General features: G+C 39.8%; 17 protein-coding genes. 11 read left to right on the top strand and 6 right to left on the bottom strand.

Going from position 1 to position 24014, the window contains the following annotated elements; all coding sequences use genetic code 11:
- Position 1 precedes the first annotated feature (1 nt).
- Positions 2 to 877, top strand: a complete 876-nt coding sequence (locus tag NCWK1_RS07070; RefSeq protein WP_103124227.1) for a shikimate dehydrogenase — start codon at positions 2 to 4, stop codon at positions 875 to 877.
- On the opposite strand, the gene NCWK1_RS07065 is transcribed toward NCWK1_RS07070, so the two are convergent.
- The 3 genes from NCWK1_RS07065 to thrC form a co-directional block, all read right to left on the bottom strand.
- A complete protein-coding gene (locus NCWK1_RS07065) occupies positions 869 to 2545 on the bottom strand; it encodes a hybrid sensor histidine kinase/response regulator (protein WP_103124226.1) in 1677 nt (558 codons plus the stop codon). The two genes, NCWK1_RS07070 and NCWK1_RS07065, sit on opposite strands and share 9 nt — an antisense overlap.
- 2 nt (positions 2546 to 2547) lie before the next feature.
- Positions 2548 to 6693, bottom strand: coding sequence for a PAS domain-containing protein (locus NCWK1_RS07060; protein WP_103124225.1), 4146 nt, complete (start codon positions 6691 to 6693; stop codon positions 2548 to 2550).
- A gap of 153 nt (positions 6694 to 6846) precedes the next feature.
- Positions 6847 to 7938: a threonine synthase gene (gene thrC / locus NCWK1_RS07055; protein ID WP_103124224.1), complete on the bottom strand. Its 1092-nt coding sequence runs from the start codon at positions 7936 to 7938 to the stop codon at positions 6847 to 6849.
- Between the two features lie 423 nt (positions 7939 to 8361).
- On the opposite strand from thrC, the gene NCWK1_RS07050 reads away from it, so the two are divergent.
- Complete coding sequence (locus NCWK1_RS07050) at positions 8362 to 8553, top strand: hypothetical protein (protein WP_096576031.1); 192 nt, start codon at positions 8362 to 8364, stop codon at positions 8551 to 8553.
- A gap of 342 nt (positions 8554 to 8895) precedes the next feature.
- Here the strand turns inward: NCWK1_RS07050 and NCWK1_RS07045 are convergent, their stop codons facing one another.
- A complete protein-coding gene (locus NCWK1_RS07045) occupies positions 8896 to 10779 on the bottom strand; it encodes an iron uptake porin (RefSeq protein ID WP_103124223.1) in 1884 nt (627 codons plus the stop codon).
- Between the two features lie 450 nt (positions 10780 to 11229).
- Between NCWK1_RS07045 and NCWK1_RS07040 the strand changes: the two genes are divergently transcribed.
- Complete coding sequence (locus NCWK1_RS07040; RefSeq protein ID WP_096576036.1) at positions 11230 to 11439, top strand: TOBE domain-containing protein; 210 nt, start codon at positions 11230 to 11232, stop codon at positions 11437 to 11439.
- Between the two features lie 140 nt (positions 11440 to 11579).
- Here the strand turns inward: NCWK1_RS07040 and NCWK1_RS07035 are convergent, their stop codons facing one another.
- The gene (locus NCWK1_RS07035; protein ID WP_096576038.1) at positions 11580 to 11939 is read right to left on the bottom strand and encodes a hypothetical protein; all 360 of its coding nucleotides are present in this window, start codon (positions 11937 to 11939) and stop codon (positions 11580 to 11582) included.
- A gap of 441 nt (positions 11940 to 12380) precedes the next feature.
- Between NCWK1_RS07035 and NCWK1_RS07030 the strand changes: the two genes are divergently transcribed.
- The 7 genes from NCWK1_RS07030 (at position 12381) to NCWK1_RS07000 (ending at position 20463) form a co-directional block, all read left to right on the top strand.
- Entirely contained in the window at positions 12381 to 13514 is a 1134-nt protein-coding gene (locus tag NCWK1_RS07030; protein WP_103124222.1) for a substrate-binding domain-containing protein, read from the top strand.
- 237 nt (positions 13515 to 13751) lie between these two features.
- Positions 13752 to 14729 (top strand): nitrogenase iron protein, encoded by a 978-nt coding sequence (nifH, locus tag NCWK1_RS07025; protein WP_096576042.1) that lies wholly within the window; start codon positions 13752 to 13754, stop codon positions 14727 to 14729.
- A 325-nt stretch (positions 14730 to 15054) separates the two neighbouring features.
- The gene (locus NCWK1_RS07020) at positions 15055 to 16398 is read left to right on the top strand and encodes a nitrogenase component 1 (RefSeq protein WP_103124221.1); all 1344 of its coding nucleotides are present in this window, start codon (positions 15055 to 15057) and stop codon (positions 16396 to 16398) included.
- 52 nt (positions 16399 to 16450) lie between these two features.
- On the top strand, positions 16451 to 17737 hold the full coding sequence (gene nifN, locus NCWK1_RS07015; protein WP_103124220.1) for a nitrogenase iron-molybdenum cofactor biosynthesis protein NifN: 1287 nt from the start codon (positions 16451 to 16453) through the stop codon (positions 17735 to 17737).
- Positions 17738 to 17864: 127 nt separating this feature from the next.
- Entirely contained in the window at positions 17865 to 18794 is a 930-nt protein-coding gene (locus NCWK1_RS07010; protein ID WP_187308077.1) for a type I restriction endonuclease, read from the top strand.
- A 327-nt stretch (positions 18795 to 19121) separates the two neighbouring features.
- Positions 19122 to 19805: a hypothetical protein gene (locus tag NCWK1_RS07005; RefSeq protein ID WP_103124218.1), complete on the top strand. Its 684-nt coding sequence runs from the start codon at positions 19122 to 19124 to the stop codon at positions 19803 to 19805.
- A gap of 85 nt (positions 19806 to 19890) precedes the next feature.
- Complete coding sequence (locus NCWK1_RS07000; protein ID WP_146033956.1) at positions 19891 to 20463, top strand: PEP-CTERM sorting domain-containing protein; 573 nt, start codon at positions 19891 to 19893, stop codon at positions 20461 to 20463.
- 20 nt (positions 20464 to 20483) lie between these two features.
- Here NCWK1_RS07000 and NCWK1_RS06995 read toward each other — a convergent pair whose 3' ends face one another.
- Positions 20484 to 21896, bottom strand: coding sequence for a hypothetical protein (locus tag NCWK1_RS06995; protein ID WP_096576057.1), 1413 nt, complete (start codon positions 21894 to 21896; stop codon positions 20484 to 20486).
- 185 nt (positions 21897 to 22081) lie between these two features.
- Between NCWK1_RS06995 and NCWK1_RS06990 the strand changes: the two genes are divergently transcribed.
- Positions 22082 to 23785, top strand: coding sequence for an iron uptake porin (locus NCWK1_RS06990; RefSeq protein WP_245894851.1), 1704 nt, complete (start codon positions 22082 to 22084; stop codon positions 23783 to 23785).
- Positions 23786 to 24014 lie beyond the last annotated feature (229 nt).

Here is a 24014-nt window from a genome sequence, read left to right as displayed (position 1 = left end):
AATGACTAAAGTTACAGGCACTACCAAATTATTAGGTGTAATTGGACATCCGGTGGAACATTCGCTGTCGCCAGTGATGCACAATGCAGCGTTAGCAGCGTTAGGCGTAGATTATATTTATCTACCTTTTCCTATTAAACCAGAGAATTTACAAATAGCGATCGCAGGTTTTGCGGCAATTGGGGTGACAGGTTTTAGTGTGACAATTCCCCATAAACAGGCAATTATGTCTTTACTCTCAGACATTACACCCGTAGCGCAAGCAATAGGTGCAGTCAATACTGTTACCCGTAAAAATCAGCAATGGGTAGGGACAAACACTGATATTGAGGGATTTATCGCCCCATTACAAACAACATATCAGCAAGATTGGAGTCAAAAAGTAGCGGTAATTTTAGGTAATGGCGGTGCGGCGAGGGCTGTGGTTGCAGGTTGTTATCAACTGGGTTTTGCCGAAATTCATGTTGTGGGACGCAATGAACCAAAAGTAATCGAGTTCCGGGATAGTTGGGGAAGTTCACCCATAGCTGAGAAACTGCAAGTTCATACATGGCCTACTCTGGCCAAACTAATTCCCCAAGCTAATTTATTAGTGAATACTACACCAATGGGGATGTATCCGAAAGTTGATGACTCACCTTTGAGTGCTGCGGAAATGATTGATCTGCCATCAGGTGCGATCGCCTATGATTTAATTTATATTCCCCAGCCGACAAAATTTCTCCAACAGGCAGAAAAACAAGGAGCGATTGTGATTGATGGGTTAGAAATGCTCGTACAACAAGGCGCAGCCGCCTTAAAAATTTGGTTACAACAAGAAACTGTCCCAGTTGACGTGATGCGCCAAGCACTACGCCAACATTTAGGTTTAATCTGAACTTTCTGGCAAGGTTAATGGTAGCTGAACTGTAAACCTTGTCCAACCTTGAGAACTAGTAACTGCGATCGTACCTTGCAAATATTCTACTAGTTTTTTTACCAGAGCCAGCCCTAAACCTGTACTGCTATTAAGTGCAGATTCGTTTTGCAGACCTTGGTAATTAAAATCAAAAATCGAAGATTTATCTTGGTTTTGATTTTGGGATATACGATAAAACGGTTCAAAGATTTGAGATTGTTCTTGTGGTGAAATTTCTACCCCAAAATTGCTGATGATGATTTCTACCCCAGGAATTTTGACATCAGATGATTCATCTTGCAGGTTTACATAATTCAAAGTTGTAGTCAGTTGAGCCGTCACTGTAATCAGTTTTCCCAAGGGAGTATATCTGCAAGCATTCGTTAATAACTCTGAAACAATCCGCGTCAAGATAGCCAAATCAGTCATGATATTAGGTAATTCTGGGGGAACATCTATTTGCAAAATTTGCTGCTGAGTTTGAGCAAATTCCTCAAAGCTTTCAGTAATGTGAGGTAGCCAGTCTTGCAGATGAATTGAAGTTAATTCCAAGGGATATATATCTGCATCAACGAAACGCATATTTAATAAATCGTCTACCAAATTTAGCTCGCGTTCGCATTCAGAACGTAATATATTGATGTAACGAGCTACGGCATTTACTTCTGGAGGCTTACCTGATTGGACGATCCGCCGGCGATCGAGAATATTTTCGAGCATTGTAATTGCCATTTTAATATTTGATAACGGCGTACGCATTTCATGAGAAGTAGCGGCTAAAAAATCTTCTTTTAACTGGTTCAGCCGTTTAACTTCTGCCATTTGAATTTCTAACTGACGAGCGCGTTCATGTGCGAGGTTGCGTTCTTGAGTTAATCTGCGTTGTGTATCATCCCGAAACACTATCACCGCACCGCTAATCTTACCATTGTTATCACGCAGAGGTGCTGCACTATCAGCAATAGGAATAGTTTTTTGATCTTTGGTAATTAGTAAAGTGCGATCGCTTAAATATACAATATTTTCTTGTTCTAGAGCAGCACGAATGGGATTTGCTACAGGTAGCCGGGTTTGTTCGTCAATAATCGGAAAAACTTGATCTAATATCTGGTCTTGCACTTCTTGTAACTGCCAGCCTGTAAGAGTTTCTGCTACTGGATTTATATACTTTATGTGCAACTGGGTATCAACCACAATCACCCCATCCCCCATACCTCGCAGCACAGTACTCAAAAACTGTTCTCGTTCATAGCGATTCAGCGCTGTTTGAATGGACACATAGAGTTCTTGCTCCCGAATAGGTTTAAGAATATAACCAAAAGGAAAGGTGAGTGTTGCCCGTTCTACAGTACTTTGATCAGAGTGTCCTGTAACGTAGATAATCGGGATTTGTAAATCATGCCAAATTTTTTCTGCCGCCTGGATACCATCAGCCTCACCTTGCAGTCGAATATCCATTAAAATTAAGGTTGGGCGTAGTACTGTTGCTTTGGCAATAGCTGCTTCGGCGGTATCAGCAATATCAACAACAATGTATCCCAGGGACTCTAAACTTTCTTGTAAATTAAGAGCAAGAATATACTCATCTTCAACAATCAAGACCTGAACTGTGTTGGTTTTCTTTGTATCGGACGAGATGTTCATCATATTCATGCCCTGCTTTTTGTAAAAGTAATTTTAAATTCTGTCCCTTGTTGAGAGTTAATCTCAATCTTTCCTCTCAACTGTTTAACTAAACCTTGGACAAGAATAATACCTAGAGTTTTCGTGTTTTTACTGTCAAAATCTTGAGGTAGCCCGATTCCATTATCTCGAACAGTAAGTATTAAATTGTCATATTCTTGTTGTGCTAAACTGACTAGAATTTCGCCTGTACTTCGATCAGTAAAAGCGTATTTTAAAGCGTTAGAAACTAATTCGTTGATAATCAAACCACAGGGAATTGCTGTTTCAATGTCTAGGCTGGCACCATTAACTTGGATTTTTAGTTTAATACAATTGGGAGTTATATTGTAAGAATCGAATAAATGAGTTGTTAAATCGGGGATATATTGAGAAAAATCAATATTAGCCAAATCTGCGGAACGGTAAAGTTTTTCATGGACTAAGGCAATAGAAGCAATGCGGTTTTGGCTATCGCGGAGAATTTCTGATGCTTGCGGGTCTTGTGTGCGTCGGCATTGCATTTGTAATAAGCTGCTGACAATGCCTAAATTGTTTTTGACACGATGGTGAATTTCTTTAAGTAAAACTTCTTTTTCTTTGAGAGATGCTTTGATTTTTTCTTCTGCTTGCTTTTGTTCGGTAATATCTTGGTGAACAGCAACGAAAACTTTTCCGTACTCAGGATGTTCAAACATAGACGTGGTAGCACTACACCAGAAAGGAGTGCCATTTTTTTTCACATTGTGAACTTCATAGCTGGCTTCGCCATGTTCTAAAACCGCTGCACGAATGGCCTGATTCACTTCTTCGGCTTTAGCTTGATCATCTGCATAATTAATAATTGATATATGTAAGCCGTTTAATTCATCAGTGTCATAGCTAAACATTTTCTCAAATTTAGGATTTGCATAGACGATAATTCCATCGTTGGCGCGAACCAAGCATATCCCCTCAGCCATGTTCCGAGTAATGACTGCTTGCAGTTCTAGCATTTGTTGAGCGCGTTGTTGCTCTGTGATATTAATACTGCTACCAACAATGCGGTAAATACTTGAGCTTTCGTCTCTCAGGGGTGTTAGACTCGTCATCCACCAGGTTTCCTGTCCTTTAAAAGGTAAACATTCGTTATAAGTAATGGTTGTACCTGCGGCTAGACAATTTTGATAATGTTGTCTGATTATTACCGCTGCATCTAGTGGAAGAACTTGTTCTGGGGTTTTACCTTGCAACTCATTTGAACGTAAACCCGTTAGTTCTTCGTGAGTGTGGTTAAAACCCACATAGCAAAAATCATCATCTACAACATCGACGACAAAAATTGACTGCCCTACGCCATCGTAGATACTGCGTAAAAAATTTTCTTTATCTTGCAGTGCTTGTTCTGCTAGTTTGCGATCGCTAATATCAATAATCACACCTAACATCCGAATAGGCTGATCTGCTGTGTCGTAGATTCCACGTCCTTTGCCTAGCAGCCAGAGAATTTCGCCATTTGGAAGAATTACGCGATATTCTGCATCAAAGTTAGTATGTGTTGTCAAAGCTTGCAATACAGCTTTTTCAACGTTTTCTACATCATCTGGATGGATGGCATCATGCCATAGCTGATACTTAGCTGTTGATGTTTCTGGGTCTAAGCCTAGCAAGTGATAGAGTTTATCATTCCAAATAACTTCATTTGTTTGAAGATTCCAATCCCAGATGCCAATATGGGTAAATTCTAGTGTAAGTCGCTGTTGTTCTTCACTCTTGGTTAAGGCTGCTTCGGTGCGTTTGCGATCGCTGATATCTGTAATTCTCACCAGATTCATCACTTGATCAGCAATTCTAATTTCTTTCGCTGCGATGTTTCCCCAAAAACTATTACCCTGTTTTGTAACGTACTCAATTTCTTGGCTCCAAAATCCTTGCTGATTCATTTGTGTCAGAATTTCAGCTACCTCTTGAAAACCAAAAGGTCGTTTTTGCAGAGTGTGTCCTTCAATCCCAATCAAGTCAGCTTTAGATGCAGCGGCAAATAATTCTACTGCTCGATTATTGCAGTCGGTAGTGAGTAATGTTGTCGGATCAACTAAAAATAAAGCATCAGTAGATTCATTAAAAATAGCTTCGCGCAAGTCGCGGCTCTTGATAATTTCTAATTCAGTTTGTTTACGCTCTGTAATATCGAGAATGGCTCCAAATAACTTAATTGTTTTTTCTTGAGTATTATATGCTACCTCTGCTCTAGACTCCAAAAAGCGAATTGAGCCATCAGGTCGAATAATGCGATACTCAATATTAATTGGACAGGCATCGACAATTGCTGCTAAAAAATGGGCTTGTAAAGCGGGGCGATCATCTGGATGAACCATTCGCAGTAATTCTGCTTGAGTTGGTACTGGTTGAATTGGATAGAGACCAAAAATCCGAAAGGTTTCCACTGACCAAATTTGTTGTTCATCACCCAAGTTCCATTCCCAACTACCAACATGGGCGATATGCTGGGCAGTAGTTAGCTGGGCTTCACTGCGGCGCAATTTTTCTTCCGCCTGGATGCGATCGCTAATATCTTGAGCCGTACCATAAAGACGAACTACCTCTTGATTAGCATTTAACTCTGCATAGCCAATCGCCTCAACATAAATTTCCTCTTTGTCAGATCTGATAGCACGTAAAACCAGTTTGTAAGATTCACCCGTTGAAATAGTACGCTTGACAGCTTGGTCTAATTTTTGCCGATCTTCAAGGTGATATAGTTGCAAATTTTCTTCATAGCTGGGAGCCAACAGATTTGGATCTCGTTGAAAAAGCTCAAATAGACCTTTTGACCAGCTAATTTTCCCAGTGGACAAATCATACTCCCAATTACCTAAACGCGCGACTCGCTGGGATTCTTCTAACAAGGCTTCATTTTTGCGGAGTATTTCTTCCGTGCGTTTAGGTTCGGTGACATCCACTACCAAACCATCCCAAGCGACTCGACCATCTTCTAACTGGCGTGGCGAGGAACGAAAATGACACCATTTAATTTGACCACTGGGTGTGCAGATTCGCAGTTGAATATTAAAAATGGTGAGATGCTGCATTGACTCGTTAACAGCTGCCTCCAGTCGGGGCATATCTTCTGGGATAAACTGACGATAGAGTAAGCTTGCATCCCTGAGTGCATCTGCTGCACTAACTTCCATCATTTTTTCAATTCCAGCACTCAGATAGTAAAAGCGATCGCTCCCATCTAATTCCCGAATAACTTTATAAATTGCCCCATTCGGTAGGTTATCCCCAATCCGCCGCAACATTGCTTCTCGCTCTTGCAATGCTAGTTCTACTTGTTTGCGGTCTGTAATTTCCCCTAATGAACCAACCAACCGGACTGGATTTCCTTGTTCATCCCAGACAGCTTTTGCCCGTGATCTAAACCAGCGGTAACTCCCATCTTTGCGCCGCAGCCGATATTCAACGTTATAATCTGGGGTTTGTTGCCATAAATAAGCTGTTTGGGCTGCAATTACTTGTGCATAATCATCAGGATGTATGCGTTTGCTCCATTCATCATCTTCACTGCTGAGTTCATAACGTTCATATCCCAACATCTCATACCAACGCTCAGACCTAAAAGTTTGATTAGTTGATATGTTCAAATCCCAAATTGCTTCATTGGTACCAGCAACAGCTAAATGCCAACGTTCTTCACTACATCGCAAGGCGGCTTCTATCTGTTGGCGTTCGCTGATTTCTCGCTTGAGTTCTTGGTTAGCGGCTTCTAGTTGTGCCGGACTAGGTAAAGCCAGTACTTGAGGCATTAAATATATCAGTTCCCAAGCTGTGTACAGTGAGACTACAGCCGCGATCGCTTTAATCCCGCCACTTAGCCAATAGGTAGGATGCCAAAGCGTCCAAATTTCCATTAGGTGGGTAGCGCCACAAGTAATAATAAATGTGCCAAACAGCAAGAATATCCAGTTGAATGGTACATCTTGGCGCTGGCGGACAAAATAAAGTAGCGTCAAGGGAATGGAATAATAAGCAAGTGCAATTAAACTATCAGATACAATATGCAGTCCTAATAAATTTGATTGCCAAAGATAGCAATGACCGTGAGGAATAAACTGTTGAGTAGTTAAAAGAATTTTAAAAAAAACCAGCATAAGTTTCTCTCAAACACAAGCTCCCTAAAAATTACATCTATCCTAAAAATAGGTAATAGGGAATGCTGAGACAAAACTGTTAACAGATTATAGAGGTTGTTGGGAAGGTTAATCATCAATGACTATTGACTATTAACCCTTGACTGTGCGTATTTAAAATCCCATTGCTGTAGCTACAGCTGTTAATTCGGCTGGGATACCTTGCTTAAATTGACTGTTACTGTGCTTAATAGCTGTATCTGGATCTTTGAGTCCATTACCTGTTAGCACACAAACCACTGTTGCACCTGTGGGTACTTGGTCTTTGACTTTTAATAATCCGGCGACAGAAGCTGCACTGGCTGGTTCACAGAAAATTCCCTCGGATGCAGCCAAGAGACGATAAGCATCTAGAATTTCGGCATCAGTGACGGCTTGAAAAGTTCCTTGACTAGCAGTTTGAGCCGCGATCGCTTTATCCCAACTGGCCGGATTCCCAATGCGAATGGCTGTGGCGATGGTTTCGGGATGGGCTACTGGCTGACCGTTAACTAAGGGTGCTGCACCTGCGGCTTGAAATCCCATCATTCTGGGCAGGCGATCGCATTTACCCGCTTGATGATATTGACAAAATCCCATCCAATATGCCGAGATATTCCCGGCATTACCCACCGGGATACATAACCAGTCTGGAGCGTTACCCAGAGCATCAACTACTTCAAAGGCTCCGGTTTTCTGTCCTTCTAAACGGTAGGGATTAACGGAATTCACCAAAGTTATAGGATAGCTCTCGGCCATTTCCCGGACAATTTCTAAGGCGCGGTCAAAATTCCCTTTAATTGCCAGAACTTCGGCTCCATATAATAAAGCCTGCGCTAATTTGCCCAGAGCAACATAACCATCAGGAATCAGCACAAAAGCATTCATTCCCCCACGCTTGGCATAAGCTGCGGCTGCGGCGGAAGTGTTACCTGTACTCGCGCAAATTACTGCTTTCGCGCCAGCTTCCTTGGCCTTGGAAATGGCCATCGTCATCCCTCGGTCTTTAAAACTGCCTGTCGGGTTGAGACCGTCGTATTTGACAAATACGCTGACTTGTCTGCCAATGCGTTCTGCGATCGCCGGCACCGGAATCAAGGGAGTGTTACCCTCTAACAAGGTAACAACGGGTGTATTGTCACTGACAGGTAAGTACTCACGATAGGCTTCTATCAGTCCGGGCCAAGGTTGGCGATGAGATTTAGCAACAGACAAGCTCACAGTCACAGGTTTTAACAGTTTTTCACTAAAGATTTATGGGTATGGATGATGAAAGCTAGTATTTAGCTTTGTCTCTCCACGGTTTACACTTTGTATTCCAGAAAAATATTATCTTTGTTTGGTGTAGTTTTTTAGAAGATTTTTATTTTGTGCAGATCGTTAGTTTATCATAACCTCTTGCTCTCCTAAACCCGAATAGCAACTCTCGTAAAGCGCAAACCCCTATACCCTCAAGCATAAAGAACCTCGATTTTTTGTAGCGATAGGAACAGTGGAACATTAATTTCTCATCGCCGTCACTTATCACAAAACTCGTAACCTATCAGATGATGTGATGAAAACTACACAATAATTTAACAAACCTTAAACCGACATTACTATAATATTTAATATTGGTGTGAGTTGAGTTGTGTATCTATTTAATAAACAATGTCTACATTATCTAGTGTTTCAGAACGGCAGTCTCAAGCTACTTTAATCAGTGATCTGAACAAGTCTTACTATCAAGCAGATCAGCAAGCAAAATTGAAAAACCTGGAAGCAGAGGTAGATTCTCTGTTACAGCAATTACAAAACTTGAAAGAGCAAAAGTTAGCTGCTGCTCATCCAGAAGAAGAATAAATTCATTTTTATAAAAAGCGATCGCCTGTACTATATCAGTCTGTTTGTGAGCATAGGGCTTTGGGTTAACGCCTGTTTTTAGCTAACCAAAACATAAAACCGTAATTTTGATCATTTTCTTTGAGCAAATCTAAGTTTGGCGATCGCTATCAAGACCCGTTGAGTTGTGTTTCTAAAAAATCTTTATACATAAACATTACCACTATCAAAAAAAATTAGGATAGTAGTAAGGTACTGATTTTCTATACTTGCTGAGTAATTTTCTACATAAATATGCTGACAAAAGCTGTTTGAGCAGTTTTATATTCAAACAGCTTGATTGATAACTTTGACAACCTATTTCTAAAAACGGAAGGTTGTCCGAATAGTCCCGACATAGATTGTGTCGTTGTTGCTATTGTGTTCAGGGTTAAAAAGCACAATCAATCCTGGTGTAATTGAGATATTACTGTTCACCTGATAACGATACAAAGCTTCTAGATGATATGAAGTATCGCTATCTTCCCGACGCGCACTTGTGGCGGTGAGAGTCTGCGCCCCATAATCATTACTTGTCACCTTCGGCGGTTGACCAAAGATAATTCCACCGACATTACCTTTTTTACCCAAATCGGGAAACCCTAAAGTGACAGCCCAGTTCCAAATGTCTGCTTTATCCCCTCTATTAACTGTGTTAGTCACGGGATTTCTGCCAGAATTTGTTTCGGCGATCGCCTGTGTATAACCCACCCAACCAGATAAGATGAATTTATCGCTCAACTTGTAACTACTTTGAATGCCGTAATGATTGGCTGATGTAGCAATTGGAATTGCAGTTGTACCAAAAGGATTATTTGCAAAGGTACTTCCTTCCGAACCAGAGACATTCACATCACCAGTTGCAACTCCATTACCATCAACAGCACTAAAGTAAGAATGGGCGTAAGTGAAAGCCAGAGTCAAGTTTTTATTTGGTTGAAACGCTACTTGTCCTAACGCACCGTAACTACCATCAAACAAACCTCTACCATCAAGAGGATTTTCGGCATTTCTAGCTATATAACCACCTGAGAAGGTAATAGCATCACTCAGCTTGAAAATGGCACTAATACCAGAACCTCTACCAACCGCCAGTCCAGAGTTACTAGCGCGATAAATTGGTGCAAAACGACCAAACCGCGAAATAGCGCCAGTTGTAGCCGCCGAGAACAGCGGGTTCACTGTGTTGAAGTTATCGAAAAACGAACCACCAATTGCGTCAACCGTCACATTCAACTTATCCCCAACAGGGAAGTTATAGAATAACTTGGCAACTCCAACACTGTTGTCTGGTTCGAGAGTTGTATCCCACGCCAACCGCGTCATATTTGTTCCAGAGACTTGATTTGTCGCGTTGAACGCCAGAGTATTATTTGCTCTCAATATCACTCGCAAGCGGTCTTGACCAGAAAAACTCGAATCCAATATTATTCGCACTCGGTCAGCCAATATTGTATTGTCTTCTAAGTCACGCCCACCAGCACTTCTATAGGCTGCTGCTTCTCTGGCGGCTCTATTACCACCAGGTGTATTATTTATCGTCCGCCACGCATCAGAAGTGAGCGCTTTTTCATCACCATATACACCTCCAAAGGTGACAATTACATCCCCTGATAATTTAGTTGTAGTGGAAAACTGATTTGCTTCTAGTTCGGCGGTACGTGCTTCTAGTGGGTCGATTCTACCGCGCAACTCTACTAAACCATCGGCAAATTCTTGTTGCAGTTTTTGTAAGGTTTCTAAGTCTTCTTTTTTAACAGCATCAGCTGTACTTGTGGCAATTAGTTCATTAATTCTTTCTAAGCAAGCATTTAACCCAGCTGCAAATTCATAGCGGGTCATAGCGCGATTACCACGATATGTACTGTTGGGATAACCTGCAATACACCCATATCTCTCAACTAAAGATTGTAGAGCTTGGAATGCCCAATCTGTAGGTTGCACATCTGATAGTTGCGATACGGATGTTACTTGATTCATTGTATCAGAATTATCATCCGCCAATGTTAATTCTAATACATTATTTTTTTTAGGTTTAACCTCTGTTTTAGCAGTCAGAGTTTGTTGTGTTTGGATTAACTTGATACTTTCTGCTTGTATATTGCTATCAGCTTCAACAGGATTTGCCAGCACTTTTTTACTTGTAACGACACTAGCAATCAGCAGTATTGGAGTTATCCATACTGCACTGCGGAAAATACTACTCATGCGCCTCACACCTGATATATATTACACTCGTAAATCAGTAAACGTATATACTAACCAAGAAAGTTGGTAAAAGTAGTTTATCACGGTTAAGGTGAGTTTAAAAGTTTGTCAGCTTAAGTTGTGTGGAAATGTTGACAACAAAAGCAGGAAAATACTTACCCTGTTATGAGTCCTACCTCTTAACCTATTGAGGAGGCAATTACCCTAGATGCAAAACTCATGTTCTTGAATTAGCGTTCGTTGAACTCAGGGTAAGTACATAGAATATCTTACTGCTGAAATACCAACTTTATTAATAAATTTTTAGTATAGTTGGTAATCATTTGTTGACACAGAATGAATATAAAAAAATAATAAAAAAACTGCGTTGAATTTGATATTCTTCAATTTTAAAAACAGTAAATGCTATATTGAAACTGTTAATAATACTGAACCAGGGAGCAATGTAATATGCAAATTAGCGCTCGTAACGGCTTAAAAGGAACAGTCAAAAAAGTTGAAATTGGTAGTGTCAATACTGAAGTAACAATAGAAATTGCCAATGGAGTAGAAGTAACTGCAATCATTACTAAATCATCAGCAGACAATCTAAAACTATCTGAAGGCAAAGAAGTTTATGCCATTATTAAAGCTACAGATGTCATGATTGCTATCGATTAAGTTATTGTTGATTAGTTGATTAATATAACAAATGGCTATTTTACAGCCATTTGTTATATTAAATTTTTACACTCTTCTATAAGTCAGTGAAAGTAAGCACTCTCTAACTCAAAAACTTATCTTCAGCTACTGGCAATTAGCTAATTTTCATGTTTGGTTGAGAGAATCCATAATAAATCTAACCATAATTGAGGATGAGTTCGCTTAAGTTGAGACATCGGATCACGAACTAAGTTGGTAGCATTTAAGCAGACAACTTCAATTAGTCCCAAATATTGTGCGACTTCTCTGAGTAAGTTTTTTTGCGTGAGTACAGCAGCCATCAGTTTCTCAGGACAGTAAATGCTCACATATCGTTTATGGAAGTATGTAGGATGTAGATATGTGAACTGGGGGTTAATAACTTTTACGTAACAATGGCGAATTACTTCCCATGCACTGGGATGAGTGTGTTCAACAATAGTCGCAAATTGCTGTGCTAAATCTTCTTCGGTAATCATATTGCCTCTAAAATTTTGCAGGAAAAGCTTTTATTGCGAGGGATATTTAGTAGTCAATACTTTATCCCGGCAACAATGTTGGTTGGTATGTTCTTCACTAGCGAGATTACCTGCCTAAAAAGCATCAAAACCGAAACTAACTATAAAAACTGTAGCGATCGCCACATTAAACCAACTATTTTGGTATAAACCTAGAAGTTAACTAAAGCGCCAACCCTTATATATAAAAGCATTTTTCTCATTGCTACTGCCAAAAAAAGCAGGTAAAACAAACTTAGCGCAAAAATTTTTGATTTTTTGGCAAGAAAACTAGCAAGATGTATGTTATTCTTTCTGTAGAGGGAAAAGAAAGGGCAAGGCAAAAGACAAAGCAAACCTTTTGCAAGCACAGATACAGGTAAATCCGCTACGGCTTTGTAAAGTTGAGAAAAAAGGAAGCCAATGAAGCAGGATAGCGACCTCCGGAATAACTTGAAGTCAATCAGAACCCGCTTAGGAATGAGCCAGCAAGATTTAGCAAACATTGCTGGTGTCACTCGTCAAACTATTAGTGGTGTAGAGTCGGGACAATATGCTCCTTCTGTCGCCATCACACTAAAATTAGCGAAAGCACTTGGCTGTCAAGTTGAGGATCTATTCTGGTTAGAGCAGGATTTACCTGAAATTGAAGCAATTCTCGCTAAACCTGTCACAATTAATCAACCTTTGCGAGTTAGTCTCGCTAGAGTTGGCGGACAATGGATAGCTTATCCTTTAGTGGGAAAAGAAGCATTCCGTCAAGATATGATACCTGCGGATGGGGAAGCAGAAAAGCACATAGATGCAAATACAGTCAAAGTCAGGCTTTTGGATGATAATCTCGAAGCGCTACACAATACTGTTGTAATTGCTGGCTGTGCGCCTGTAATCTCTCTTTGGGCAAGGGCTACCGAACGTTGGCATCCGCAATTGCGAGTACATTTTACCTTTGCTAACAGCATGGCTGCATTACACAGTTTATGCAGAGGTGAAGCGCACATTGCCGGGATGCACCTATATGATCCTAAAACAGGCGAACATAATGTTCCGTTTGTGCGAGAAGTTTTAGCGGGAAAATCAGCAGTTGTGATTACCCTCGGTTTATGGGAAGAAGGATTATTAGTACCATCTGGTAATCCCAAAGGTTGGGAAACATTATCCGATTTAGTCAAAGCCAAAGCAACAATTATCAATCGTGAAACTGGCGCTGGTAGTCGGATGCTGTTGGAACGCAAACTACAAGAAGCACAAATACCATTTGATACTGTTAAAGGATTTGAGCATATTGTTACTAGTCACCAAGATGTTGCCCAAGCTGTCGCATTTGGGTTAGCCGACGCAGGTATTAGTACAGCATCCATCGCTACAACCTTTGGCTTAGGATTTATCCCGCTGCATCAGTCACGCTACGACTTAGTAATTCTCAAGGAATATCTAGAAGAATCACCAATCCAACAATTACTGAGTACCTTGGGACATCGGATGGTTCACTCGCAATTAGAAGTTCTCGGTGGCTACGACATTAGCAAAATTGGGGAAGTTGTAGCAACTGTTTAGGCTGGGGAATAGGGAAATAGGGAGTAGGTAGGAAGGGTAAAATTTCCTCCTACCCTAGGGTAAGGCGCTAAAAGAGTCTACACACTTCAGAATTCACACTTCACACTTCAATATGTACTGGATTTTAACAGTTGTGGGAGTAGAGCGATCGCCTCCAACGACGTTCTATGCAGCGTGCGAACGCTTCAAATCGCAAACTCACAAAAATTCACTAATTTAGTAGGAGACTACATCATCATGTCCGACGAAAAGATTAGACAAATAGCCTTTTACGGTAAAGGCGGTATTGGTAAATCTACCACCTCCCAAAACACCCTCGCTGCAATGGCAGAAGTCGGTCAACGAATCTTAATTGTCGGATGTGACCCTAAAGCTGACTCTACCCGCTTGATTCTGCATACTAAAGCTCAAACCACCGTTCTCCATTTAGCTGCTGAACGCGGTGCAGTCGAAGACCTAGAACTTGAAGAAGTCGTGATTGAAGGCTTTCGGGGGATTAAGTGTGTGGAATCTGGTGGCCCTGAACCCGGTGTAGGTTGCGCTGGTCGCGGTATTATCACCGCTATTAACTTTCTGGAAGAAAACGGCGCTTATAGCAACGTAGATTTCGTATCTTATGACGTACTGGGTGACGTTGTGTGTGGTGGTTTCGCTATGCCAATTCGGGAAGGGAAAGCACAAGAAATCTATATTGTTACCTCTGGTGAAATGATGGCGATGTTTGCAGCAAATAACATCGCTCGTGGTGTTCTGAAATATGCACACACTGGCGGTGTGCGCTTGGGTGGTTTAATTTGCAACAGCCGCAAAACAGACCGGGAAGATGAACTAATTACCACCCTAGCATCTCGATTAAGCACCCAGATGATTCACTTTGTACCTCGTGACAACATCGTGCAACATGCTGAATTGCGCCGGATGACTGTTAACGAGTATGCACCCGATAGTAATCAAGCTAATGAATATCGCACATTAGCGGACAAGATTATCAACAATAAAAATCTTGCCATTCCTACACCCATTGAGATGGATGAGCTAGAAGATTTATTGATTGAGTTTGGTATTCTTGAAAGTGAAGAAAATGCTGCGAAAATGATTGCCGCTGCTGATGCTCAAGAAGAAGCCGCTAAAAAGCAAGAAGATGCTGAAGGTGAAGCACTAGAAGCACTCAAAAAAGGTAACGTCGAAGTCGTTGTTAGTAGCGACAAAAAATAAAGCTTGTTAGTTACCTAGTCAGCATTGAGTGGGCGAAAATAGCCCACTCTACCCTCAATCATTCATCTATCGAAATTCGGAGGTATTCTCATAGCTGATCTATTGTTTTGGAAGTTTTTGCTTTACCATTTTTACCGCAATTTCTCAGATTTTTAATGTGGAATTAGTATTTTAGTTTTTCTCTTTCTCTACTTGGTTGGTTGTCTATTTTTTGAGGGAATGGGAATGTTATTTTTCCCATTCTTTCTTTATCTCGCTTCAAGACACACAGATGAAATGAGTTTTTGAGATTCCATTCAAAAATATTACCTTCTAATCACAAACCATGAAAATTAATCAAGAAAACACCAGCAGAAATCCTCATAATTCAATGCCAGATAATGAAGATAGATTTGGTATGCAGGTACCTTCAGCGTTAGATGCTCATGAAGATTGTGCTTTTGATGGGGCAATGTTGACTCTTGTACCTATTATTGATGCTGCACATTTAATTCATGGGCCAAGTGGTTGTATAAATAATGCTTGGGGAAATAACAGCAATTTATCATCTGACTTTAGGCTGCACAAAATTCGCTTTACCACTGATATGGAGGAAAGCGACATTATTTTTGGTGGTGCTAAAAAATTACAAAAAGCTATTATACAGCTAGTTAGACGCTACCAGCCTAGTGCTGTATTTGTCTATTCTACTTGTGTTTCTGCTCTGATTGGCGATGATATTCATGGAGCCTGTAAAGATGCTTATGAACAAATAGGAATACCAATTATCCCTGTAGATTCTCCTGGTTTTGCTGGTCGGAAAAACTTGGGTATTCGTCTGGCTGGTGAAACTTTAATAGAACACGTAATTGGTACAGCCGAACCAGAGTTTACTACACCTTATGATATCAATATTATTAGTGAATATAATATGGCAGGTGCAGTTAGTAACATTTTGCCATTACTAGAAAAATTAGGTATTAGAGTTTTAGCCAAAATTACAGGAGATAGTCACTACAAAGAAATTTGTTATGCCCATCGTGCCAAGTTGAATGTGCTGATTCCTTCACAGATAATGTTAAAGTTTGTCAAAAAGATGCAACATAAGTTTGATATACCATACATTGAAGTACCAATGTATGGTGTAGATGATATAACTCAGCTTTTGAAAAGTATTGCCACAAAATTAGGCAGCCCTGAACTAGAAGAAAGAATAGAAAATCTAATCAACGAAGAAGTTAATAATTTATCAGAAAAACTGAATTTCTATAAATTACAACTACAAGATAAAACCGTAATGATTGATATTGCTGATTTTGGTAGTTGGATAATGATTGAATCTGCAAATAATTTAGGAATGAAAGTGATTCCACTTAGTTGTAGAAAATTGAATCAAGAGGATAAAAATAGACTGAAACAATGGCTTGATAGGGATGAAGTAGTTTTGGCAAATGAGAGACTGGAAGAGATTATTCCAATAATTAATGAAAATCAAGTTGATTTATTAATAGCAAGCGATCGCCTAAAATCTCTCACCTTCCAAGCCAAAATTCCTTTCCTCAACATTAACTCAGAACTTTACGCAGGCTACGCAGGAGTTTTAGCCGCCGCACGAGAAATCTACACAACTATCTACAGTCCTGTTTGGCAACAAGTACGCAAATCTGCGCCTTGGGAGGAGATTGAATGAAATTACCTCTTTGTATTAATCCTCATTCATAAAATTCTCCCGGACTTAAATTATGGCAATTTTGAGTGTTACGAGTACATCTGTTACAATCAATCCTCTTAAACAAAGTCAAGCCATCGGTGCAACCTTAGCATTCTTAGGCTTAAAGGGGATGCTGCCTTTATTACATGGTTCACCTGGTTGCAGTGCTTTTACTAAATCTCCTCTAGCACAGCATTTGCGTGAGGCGATTCCGCTTTCTAGTACGGCAATGACAGAAGTCTCTACCATTATGGGAGATGAGGATAAAGTTGAACAGGCAATTTTACAGATGGTGCAGAGATATCAACCAGAAATTCTCGGTTTATGTACCACGGGATTAACGGAAACTAAAGGCGATGATTTGCGACGTTTGACTAAAGATATTCGTCACCGTTACCCAGAATTGGATAATTTACCCATTGTCTTAGTCTCTACGCCTGATTTTAAAGGTACTTTGCAAGATGGCTTTGCCGCAGTCGTAGAAAGTATAGTTAAGGAAATCCCCCAAAATAGTGGCGGCTGTTATCTCCAGCAAGTTGTTGTGTTGGCTAGTTCTGCGTTTACACCAGCCGATATCGAACAGGTAAAAGAAATAATTGCGGCTTTTGGCTTACAGGCGATCGCTATCCCTGACCTTTCTGGTTTACTAGATAGTCAGTGGGATCATAACTACAATGGCATCACAGGCAGTGGTACAACATTGGCAGAATTACAACAAATCGGTCATTCTGTCTTCACTTTGGCTTTGGGTGAGAGTATGCGTGGTGCAGCCAAAATTTTAGAACAGCGATTTAACATCCCTTATGAAGTTTTTAGTGAATTAACGGGGTTAGGTGCTACAGATAGATTTCTGCAAGCCTTGGCAGATATTAGCGGTCATCATGTCCCAGAGAAATATCGCCGCCAACGCCGTCAACTGCAAGATTTGATGCTGCATACTCACACTTACTTTGGTGGTAAACGAGTTTCTGTCGCACTCGAACCAGACTTGCTTTTGTCTATCGTCACTTTTTTACAGTCGATGGGTGTGCATATTCATACAGCTGTCACAACAACGCGTTCTCCTGTGCTGGAAAAACTAACAATTCCTTGTGTGACTATTGGCGACTTAGAAGATTTTGAACAGATGGCGGTTGGTTCTGACTTGCTAATTGCTAATTCATATACAACAACAATCTCTAAACGACTGAATATTCCTCTCTATCGTCAAGGAATCCCGATTTTTGACCGCTTAGGTCATGCGCTGTCGACTAAAGTTGGCTATCAAGGTACTAAGCAGCTATTGTTGGATATTGCTAACTTATTTTTCCAAGACTAATCATCTCACAAGTCCTATAAATTTACCAACTTATTTGGTAAAAAGATGCAATTGATACAGTTTGAGTGGTCAATTTCAGCTTTGATGCTGATTAGGGAAAATATACCAACCAATCTTAGTAAGCAATGTGAAAACATACCATCGGCTCAAAATCAAGTCTTTGAGTCCCAATCATCCTATCAAGTTAAGTAGAACAATTGCCCAAGCAACTAACTTGGCTAAAAAACATCATCTCTACAGAAATTTGAACCTATCCATTGCTGTAGACTCTTGGCTGACTTGGTTTGAAGTTATTGGCTACACAGTAGAACTAGAAGCAGATATCGCCGCTGGTAGACATCCGACAGAACGCAATAATGAGACTGAAGTTATTTTAGGCGATCGCCTGCGTCATGCCTTACTGAGAATCAATCCGCACATCTCATCAGCAGCACTTCAATCAACTATCCGTCAGTTGACTGCTTTACCCAAACAAAACTTACTGGAAAATAACCTGTACTTGCATAAATTATTAACTCAAGGAATTGATATTACATACATAATTAATAATCAAATAATTAGCGAAAAAGTCTGGTTAATAGATTCTGCTAACTTGCTTAACAATGATTGGTTGGTAGTTCATCCATTTACCATTGTTGCAAATCATCAAACTCACCAGTTAGATGCAGTTATTTTTATTAACGGCTTACCTCTGGCAGTTTTATATAATCAGAAAGCATCTGCAATAAACATCTTGAAAAATAATCAAGATACCTTGCATAAATATATTCAAAATATTCCAAAATTGTTTTTTTATAATGTCTTTCTAGTAGTTACTTCTGGCAATCGAGCCAACTTAGGTACATTAACTTGTAAATCAACAGAGTTTTTACCTTGGTACACAATAGATGGTGAAGACTTTACCCATCCACAAGAAACAGAAATAGATGTGCTAATCCAAGGTATTTTTGATAAACGACGCTTTCTAGAAATAATTAAACATTCTATAGTGTTTGAGGAAGATGGCGTTAGTTACAGTAAAAAATTACTGCGTTATCATTTTTGCACTGTACCATAAGATTTTAAGTTACCAACAAATTTGGATTTATAACCTAATACTTGCTGTATATAAACAGCAATATTTATATAATAAAATGTCTGACTTCTCTAAATAAGCCAAGGAATCTACGCTTCTTAATTTTTTTACAACTTAATTACCAACTATCTTGATAAAAACCAATAAAGTTGGTATTATTGCTTCATCCGAATATTTACTTAGTTTTTCCAGACATGTAGGATAGAAAAATATTTTCTTCTAACCAAGTTGATGAAAAACTAGGTTGATTTGGCACGCGTAACCATATTCTTCTGAGAAGAAATACAAACTGTTGATAAGGAATATTGTATGTATTTTACGCGCCATATAGCCAGCGTATCTTTAATACTGTCCATACTAGGATTTTGGCAACCAACCTTAGCTGAACCAGGAAATATTCTACCTTGGAGAAAACAAGAAACACCTGCTCCGTGGGCAAAAAATAAATGTGCAGGTGGATTCTTAGAAAAGTTTCGTTTAAGTGGAGAAATTAATCATCCCAGGACTTTTACACTCCAAAAACTCACAGAGTTACGTGATGCTGTAAAAACCCAAAACCCATCAACAGTTACAGAAATCACTGTTAGCTTTCAAACAGGCTCAGGCCCCAGAACTGAAACATACTATGGAGTTCCTTTGTGGGATTTAATTAACAATGAAAAAGCTGGTGGTGGACTAGAACCTCGTAATCCTGGACAAAATACCAAAAATGCTTTTCTTCGCCAATACATTTTAGTTGAGGCTACAGATTGTTATGGAGCAGTTGTAGCTGTTGGCGAAATTCATCCCAACTTTGAAAATAAATCTGTGCTGGTTGCATTTGCGAAAAAAGCTAATGATGGTACAGTGCAACTGCTGACAGATGAAGGATTTGCTCGTTTAGTAGTTCCTGGTGATAGAGCAGGAGGACGTTATATTAGCAATATTAGAAATATCGTCGTACTTTCTGCGCCGCCTTCTCCTTTAGAAATTAAAGATTTTCGTTATCCTTAACGGACTTTTTTAAAATTCTACACTTTGCAGAATTACACAGGTTGTATCTGAAGAAATCATGAATTTTATGTTGAAAATAAAGTTTTTGCAAAACCCATTCATATTTATTTTGGGGTTAGCATTAACGACTTTTACTCCTACGCCATCTCTAGCAGCTACTTTTACTTATCAAGGTGATACAACAACTCAACCCATTTGGCGGCGCGTTGCACCCGGTAATCCTCCTACTCTGATTTCTGGCGAAAGAGATGGGACATTAGGGATGAGTGTACCTTATAGTGTGTTTGATTTTACAGTTGATCAATCAGGTTTATATACTATCAGTGGTTCATCTGGAAGTAATATAAAATGGGATATTTTTTTGGCTTTATATCAAGACAGTTTCCATCCCTCTCAACAATTAAATAATGTGCTAATAGCAAGTACTACCACAACTGGTGGTACTGCTGCATTCAGTAGAGAATTAACTTCTCAACGAAAATATTTTTTAGTCACAACTGGTCGGAGAATAGCTGATTTTGGTGTTTTTACCAACTCAATTAGTGGAGCGGGTAAAATTATCCCAATTCCTGAATCAGATTTGCTACCAGGTGTGTTAGTTGCAACTGGTATAACTTTACTGCTACACAAGCGGAAAAATTACCTTCAAAAAAGGTAGTTGTAGTGATTTGTTGAGATTTAAGACTTGGCTGACTCATGATTTAATCGTTTGAGCAAATCTTGAATCTCTGCAATGGTATCTTTAGTAATTTTTGGCTGTTTCTCTAGCCAAGAATTAGCACTTTCATTTCCTTGTTGAACGGCTAAAATTAACGCCCCCCAAGCTAATACCTCTGTTTGTTGTGGATTAACTTCTAATGTTGCTGCTACACGATTCCACAACTTGCCTTTTTCTGCTTTTAAGAGGATGGAAATTTCTTGTGCATTTTGAGGTGATGCTTTAAATACTTTTAAAGCTTGAGACCAACGCCCATCAATTAAATCGGACAAAACTTGTTCACTAGGACTAGCCCAGGTTTTTTCTGCTTGGGCTTTGGTGAATTGAGCATGTAGGCGAATTAAATCTATTTGAGCTTGTGCTGTGGCTGGTAAAGCGATTTTGCCTTGTTGTTGAATAGATTTTAAAGATTCTAAGGCTGGTGTCCACAAACCACTACGTGCAATTGATATGGCATTTTGGTAAGCAGTATCCTTGATGGCTGGTGGTTTTAGAGAAATTTTATCTAGCTCAATTGGGTTGAGGTAAAGCTTGGTAGGTTTAACTTGGTAAACGCGTAATTGGGGTTCTAAACCGACTGTTTGATCTAGAATTAACTCTTTAGTATCGTTACCAGTAACTTGCTGCCATTTTGGTAATTGGCCGTTAGAATTCTTCCAAGACAGAAGTTGGATTAAGTTAGAGCGTTCTGGATTGTAATACAAAATTTGACCATAGGCGATCGCAGTTGTGCCTTTTTTATATTGCCCTTGTAAATTAAACCATGCTCCTGATGCTGGTGTTTCGTCATCAAAACCTTTAATTGTGTTCAAAGGTAGCAGAGTATTAGTATCATCACTTTCTGCTGTCCCTTCAATCAAAGATTTTTCAATTCCAGTCACAGATAGTTGCGTCGCTAGACGATAGTATTTTTCTCTTTTTGATTGAAACTCTGAGTCTGTTGCTAGTTGATAAACCCGCAGTGCTGCTAGTTCTTGACAATTAGACTGACAATCGGTGCGTTGCTGAAAAATTGGTAATAAAAATGCGTTTTCGTTTTTATCTAAAGCCAGAGTCGCCCCGGATGTTTGTTTTTGTGCTTGTAAGCTGGCTTGAATTTCTGGTAATGTGTGCGGGTGTTCGCTGTAACCGAAGGGAATTTGCGCCCATTCTGGTAAAAACTTGTTCAGCCAAACTATCTTGTCGGGATTAAAAATAAACAGCCAACTAATCCAAGCAAACACCAGAATTAGCCCAGCACTACTGAACAAAACAGTGACTGCTATTGTTGATGTCAGCAAACTTACTTGTTGCGGCGTTTTTTCTACAATGTCTGTAGAAGTTTGATTGCGTCTAAAAAATTTGAGCGATAATCTGCGCGAGGGATGTGCCATATTGCTTCTCGGTCAATCTAGTAGGTGGTGTAAGGCTGGTTATTTTTACTTTTATACTCGCGTTTTCTCCTGTTGCCCAGAATAAGTTTTGTCTCATTTAGTACAAAGTCGGTAAAATTTCTCATGCCGAACCTGATATTTTTGCTTACACTCGAACTTCAGTATTGTAGGTAGAGTTTAAGACATTGAAACTTAACGTGATTCGCTATAATTATCTGAAATTCTGGATAATCGCATCTTTCTTGATAGCAGGATTAAACGGCGGATCACAAACAGCATCCGCCCAGGATTATACAAATACAGAGACAGAAACAAGTCTAAGTTTAGACAACCAAAATTCCTCTATATTTCCTACCGCTGCAACAGATCAGGGTGTAAAAGAAGACACGGAAGCGATGGCACAAGTCACATCGGTGTCGCAATTGAATGATGTCCAACCCAGCGATTGGGCTTTTACGGCTTTACAATCTTTAGTAGAGCGCTATAACTGCATTGCTGGCTATCCGAATAATTCATTTCGTGGCGATCGCGCTGTTACTCGCTATGAATTTGCCGCAGGCATGAATGCTTGCTTAGATAAAATTAACCAAATTATTGCAGTAGCAGCACCCAGCGCCGAACTCGTAACCCGCGCAGATTTAGAGACAATTAAACGCTTACAAACAGAATTTAGTAGCGAATTAGCTACCTTGCGGGGACGAGTAGATAGCTTAGAAGCACGTAGCGCCGAAATTCAAGCTAACCAATTTTCTACCACAACAAAACTTAACGGACTGTTAATTGTAGGTGTTCAAGGGCGGAGTTCTAACCGTGGTGATGTTAATCCCAGAGATGGTGTAAAAGACTCAGATGATAATGGAACAAACTTTAATGTTGTTAACTTTTCTTACCTGAGTTTAACTACTCAACTCACACCTCGTAGTTATCTATTTACAGGGTTGATAGCTGCCGATGGTACCACAAAACCTAAATTGAGTAATGACTTTGCACTAAGTTACGAATATCCTACAGATAACACATTAACTGTTACTGACTTGAATTATCGCTGGTTAGTTACTGACAAATTAGCGGTGATGGTAGGAACAGAAGGCGTAAATATGACCAACGCTTTCCGTGGCCCCGTTCGAGTCGAGAGCGCAGCTACAGGGCCTTTATCTTGGTTAGCACAAAGAAACCCAATTTTAGACATAGGCTTTGGTCATGGTGGAATTGCTATAGATTGGCAATTTGCCAAACGCGCCAGTGTGCAAGCTTTGTATACTAGTTACACTCCGGGGAATCCCAGTCAACGCAATGGTTTGTTTGATGGAACTACGACGACAGCAGTGCAATTGTTATTAACACCCACTGATAGTGTGGATTTGAGTTTGTATTACGTTAATAACTATGCTTCTAATGGCTGTTTACTTACCTTTGTTGGTGATGAATGTTTAACAGCGACTAATGCACCCTTACAAACCAACGCCTATGGTGGGACAGTCAGTTGGCAAATTTCGTCCCGCGTCACTGTCGGCGCATGGGGTGGTTATACTACTTCGTCTATTCCTGGGCGATCGGGTAGTGTGGACACAACGAATTACATGGTATTTCTGAATTTCCCTGATTTATTTGCTCCAGGAAATTTAGGCGGTATTTATGTGGGACAACCACCAAAAATTACTAGTAGTAATTTACCTGTGGGTAATAATGTCCCAGATTTTGAGAATACAGGTCTAGGACGTGCAGGTGGACAACCAGGAACCACCACTCAAATCGAAGCTTTTTATCGTTTCCGAATGACAGACAATATCTACATTACCCCAGGGATAATTCATATCTTGGAACCTGGACATACACCAGATAGCGACCCGATTACGATTGGTATTCTTCGGAGTACCTTTTTGTTTTAGTATTGAGAGTTTTAGAACCCCGACCTCTTAAAGAAGTTGGGGTTATTGTTGTTCACAAATAGTTAATAAGTAGAGTGACATAAATAATTGTAATTAGGATAAGGCAGGAGGGAAGAGGATGGCAGCCTTGTTTACCTTTCTGAACTTATTTTTGTTTTTTCACGCCTACTTACTTAATTCCTATCAATAATTATAGTTAATTGCAAATTTCAACTATAAATCAATTCCT

It is taken from the genome of Nostoc cycadae WK-1, assembly GCF_002897135.1.
In the GTDB taxonomy this organism is placed as follows: domain Bacteria; phylum Cyanobacteriota; class Cyanobacteriia; order Cyanobacteriales; family Nostocaceae; genus Nostoc_B.
The sequence above is the reverse complement of the archived record's forward strand: the minus strand, read 5'-3'. Positions and strand labels throughout refer to the sequence as shown.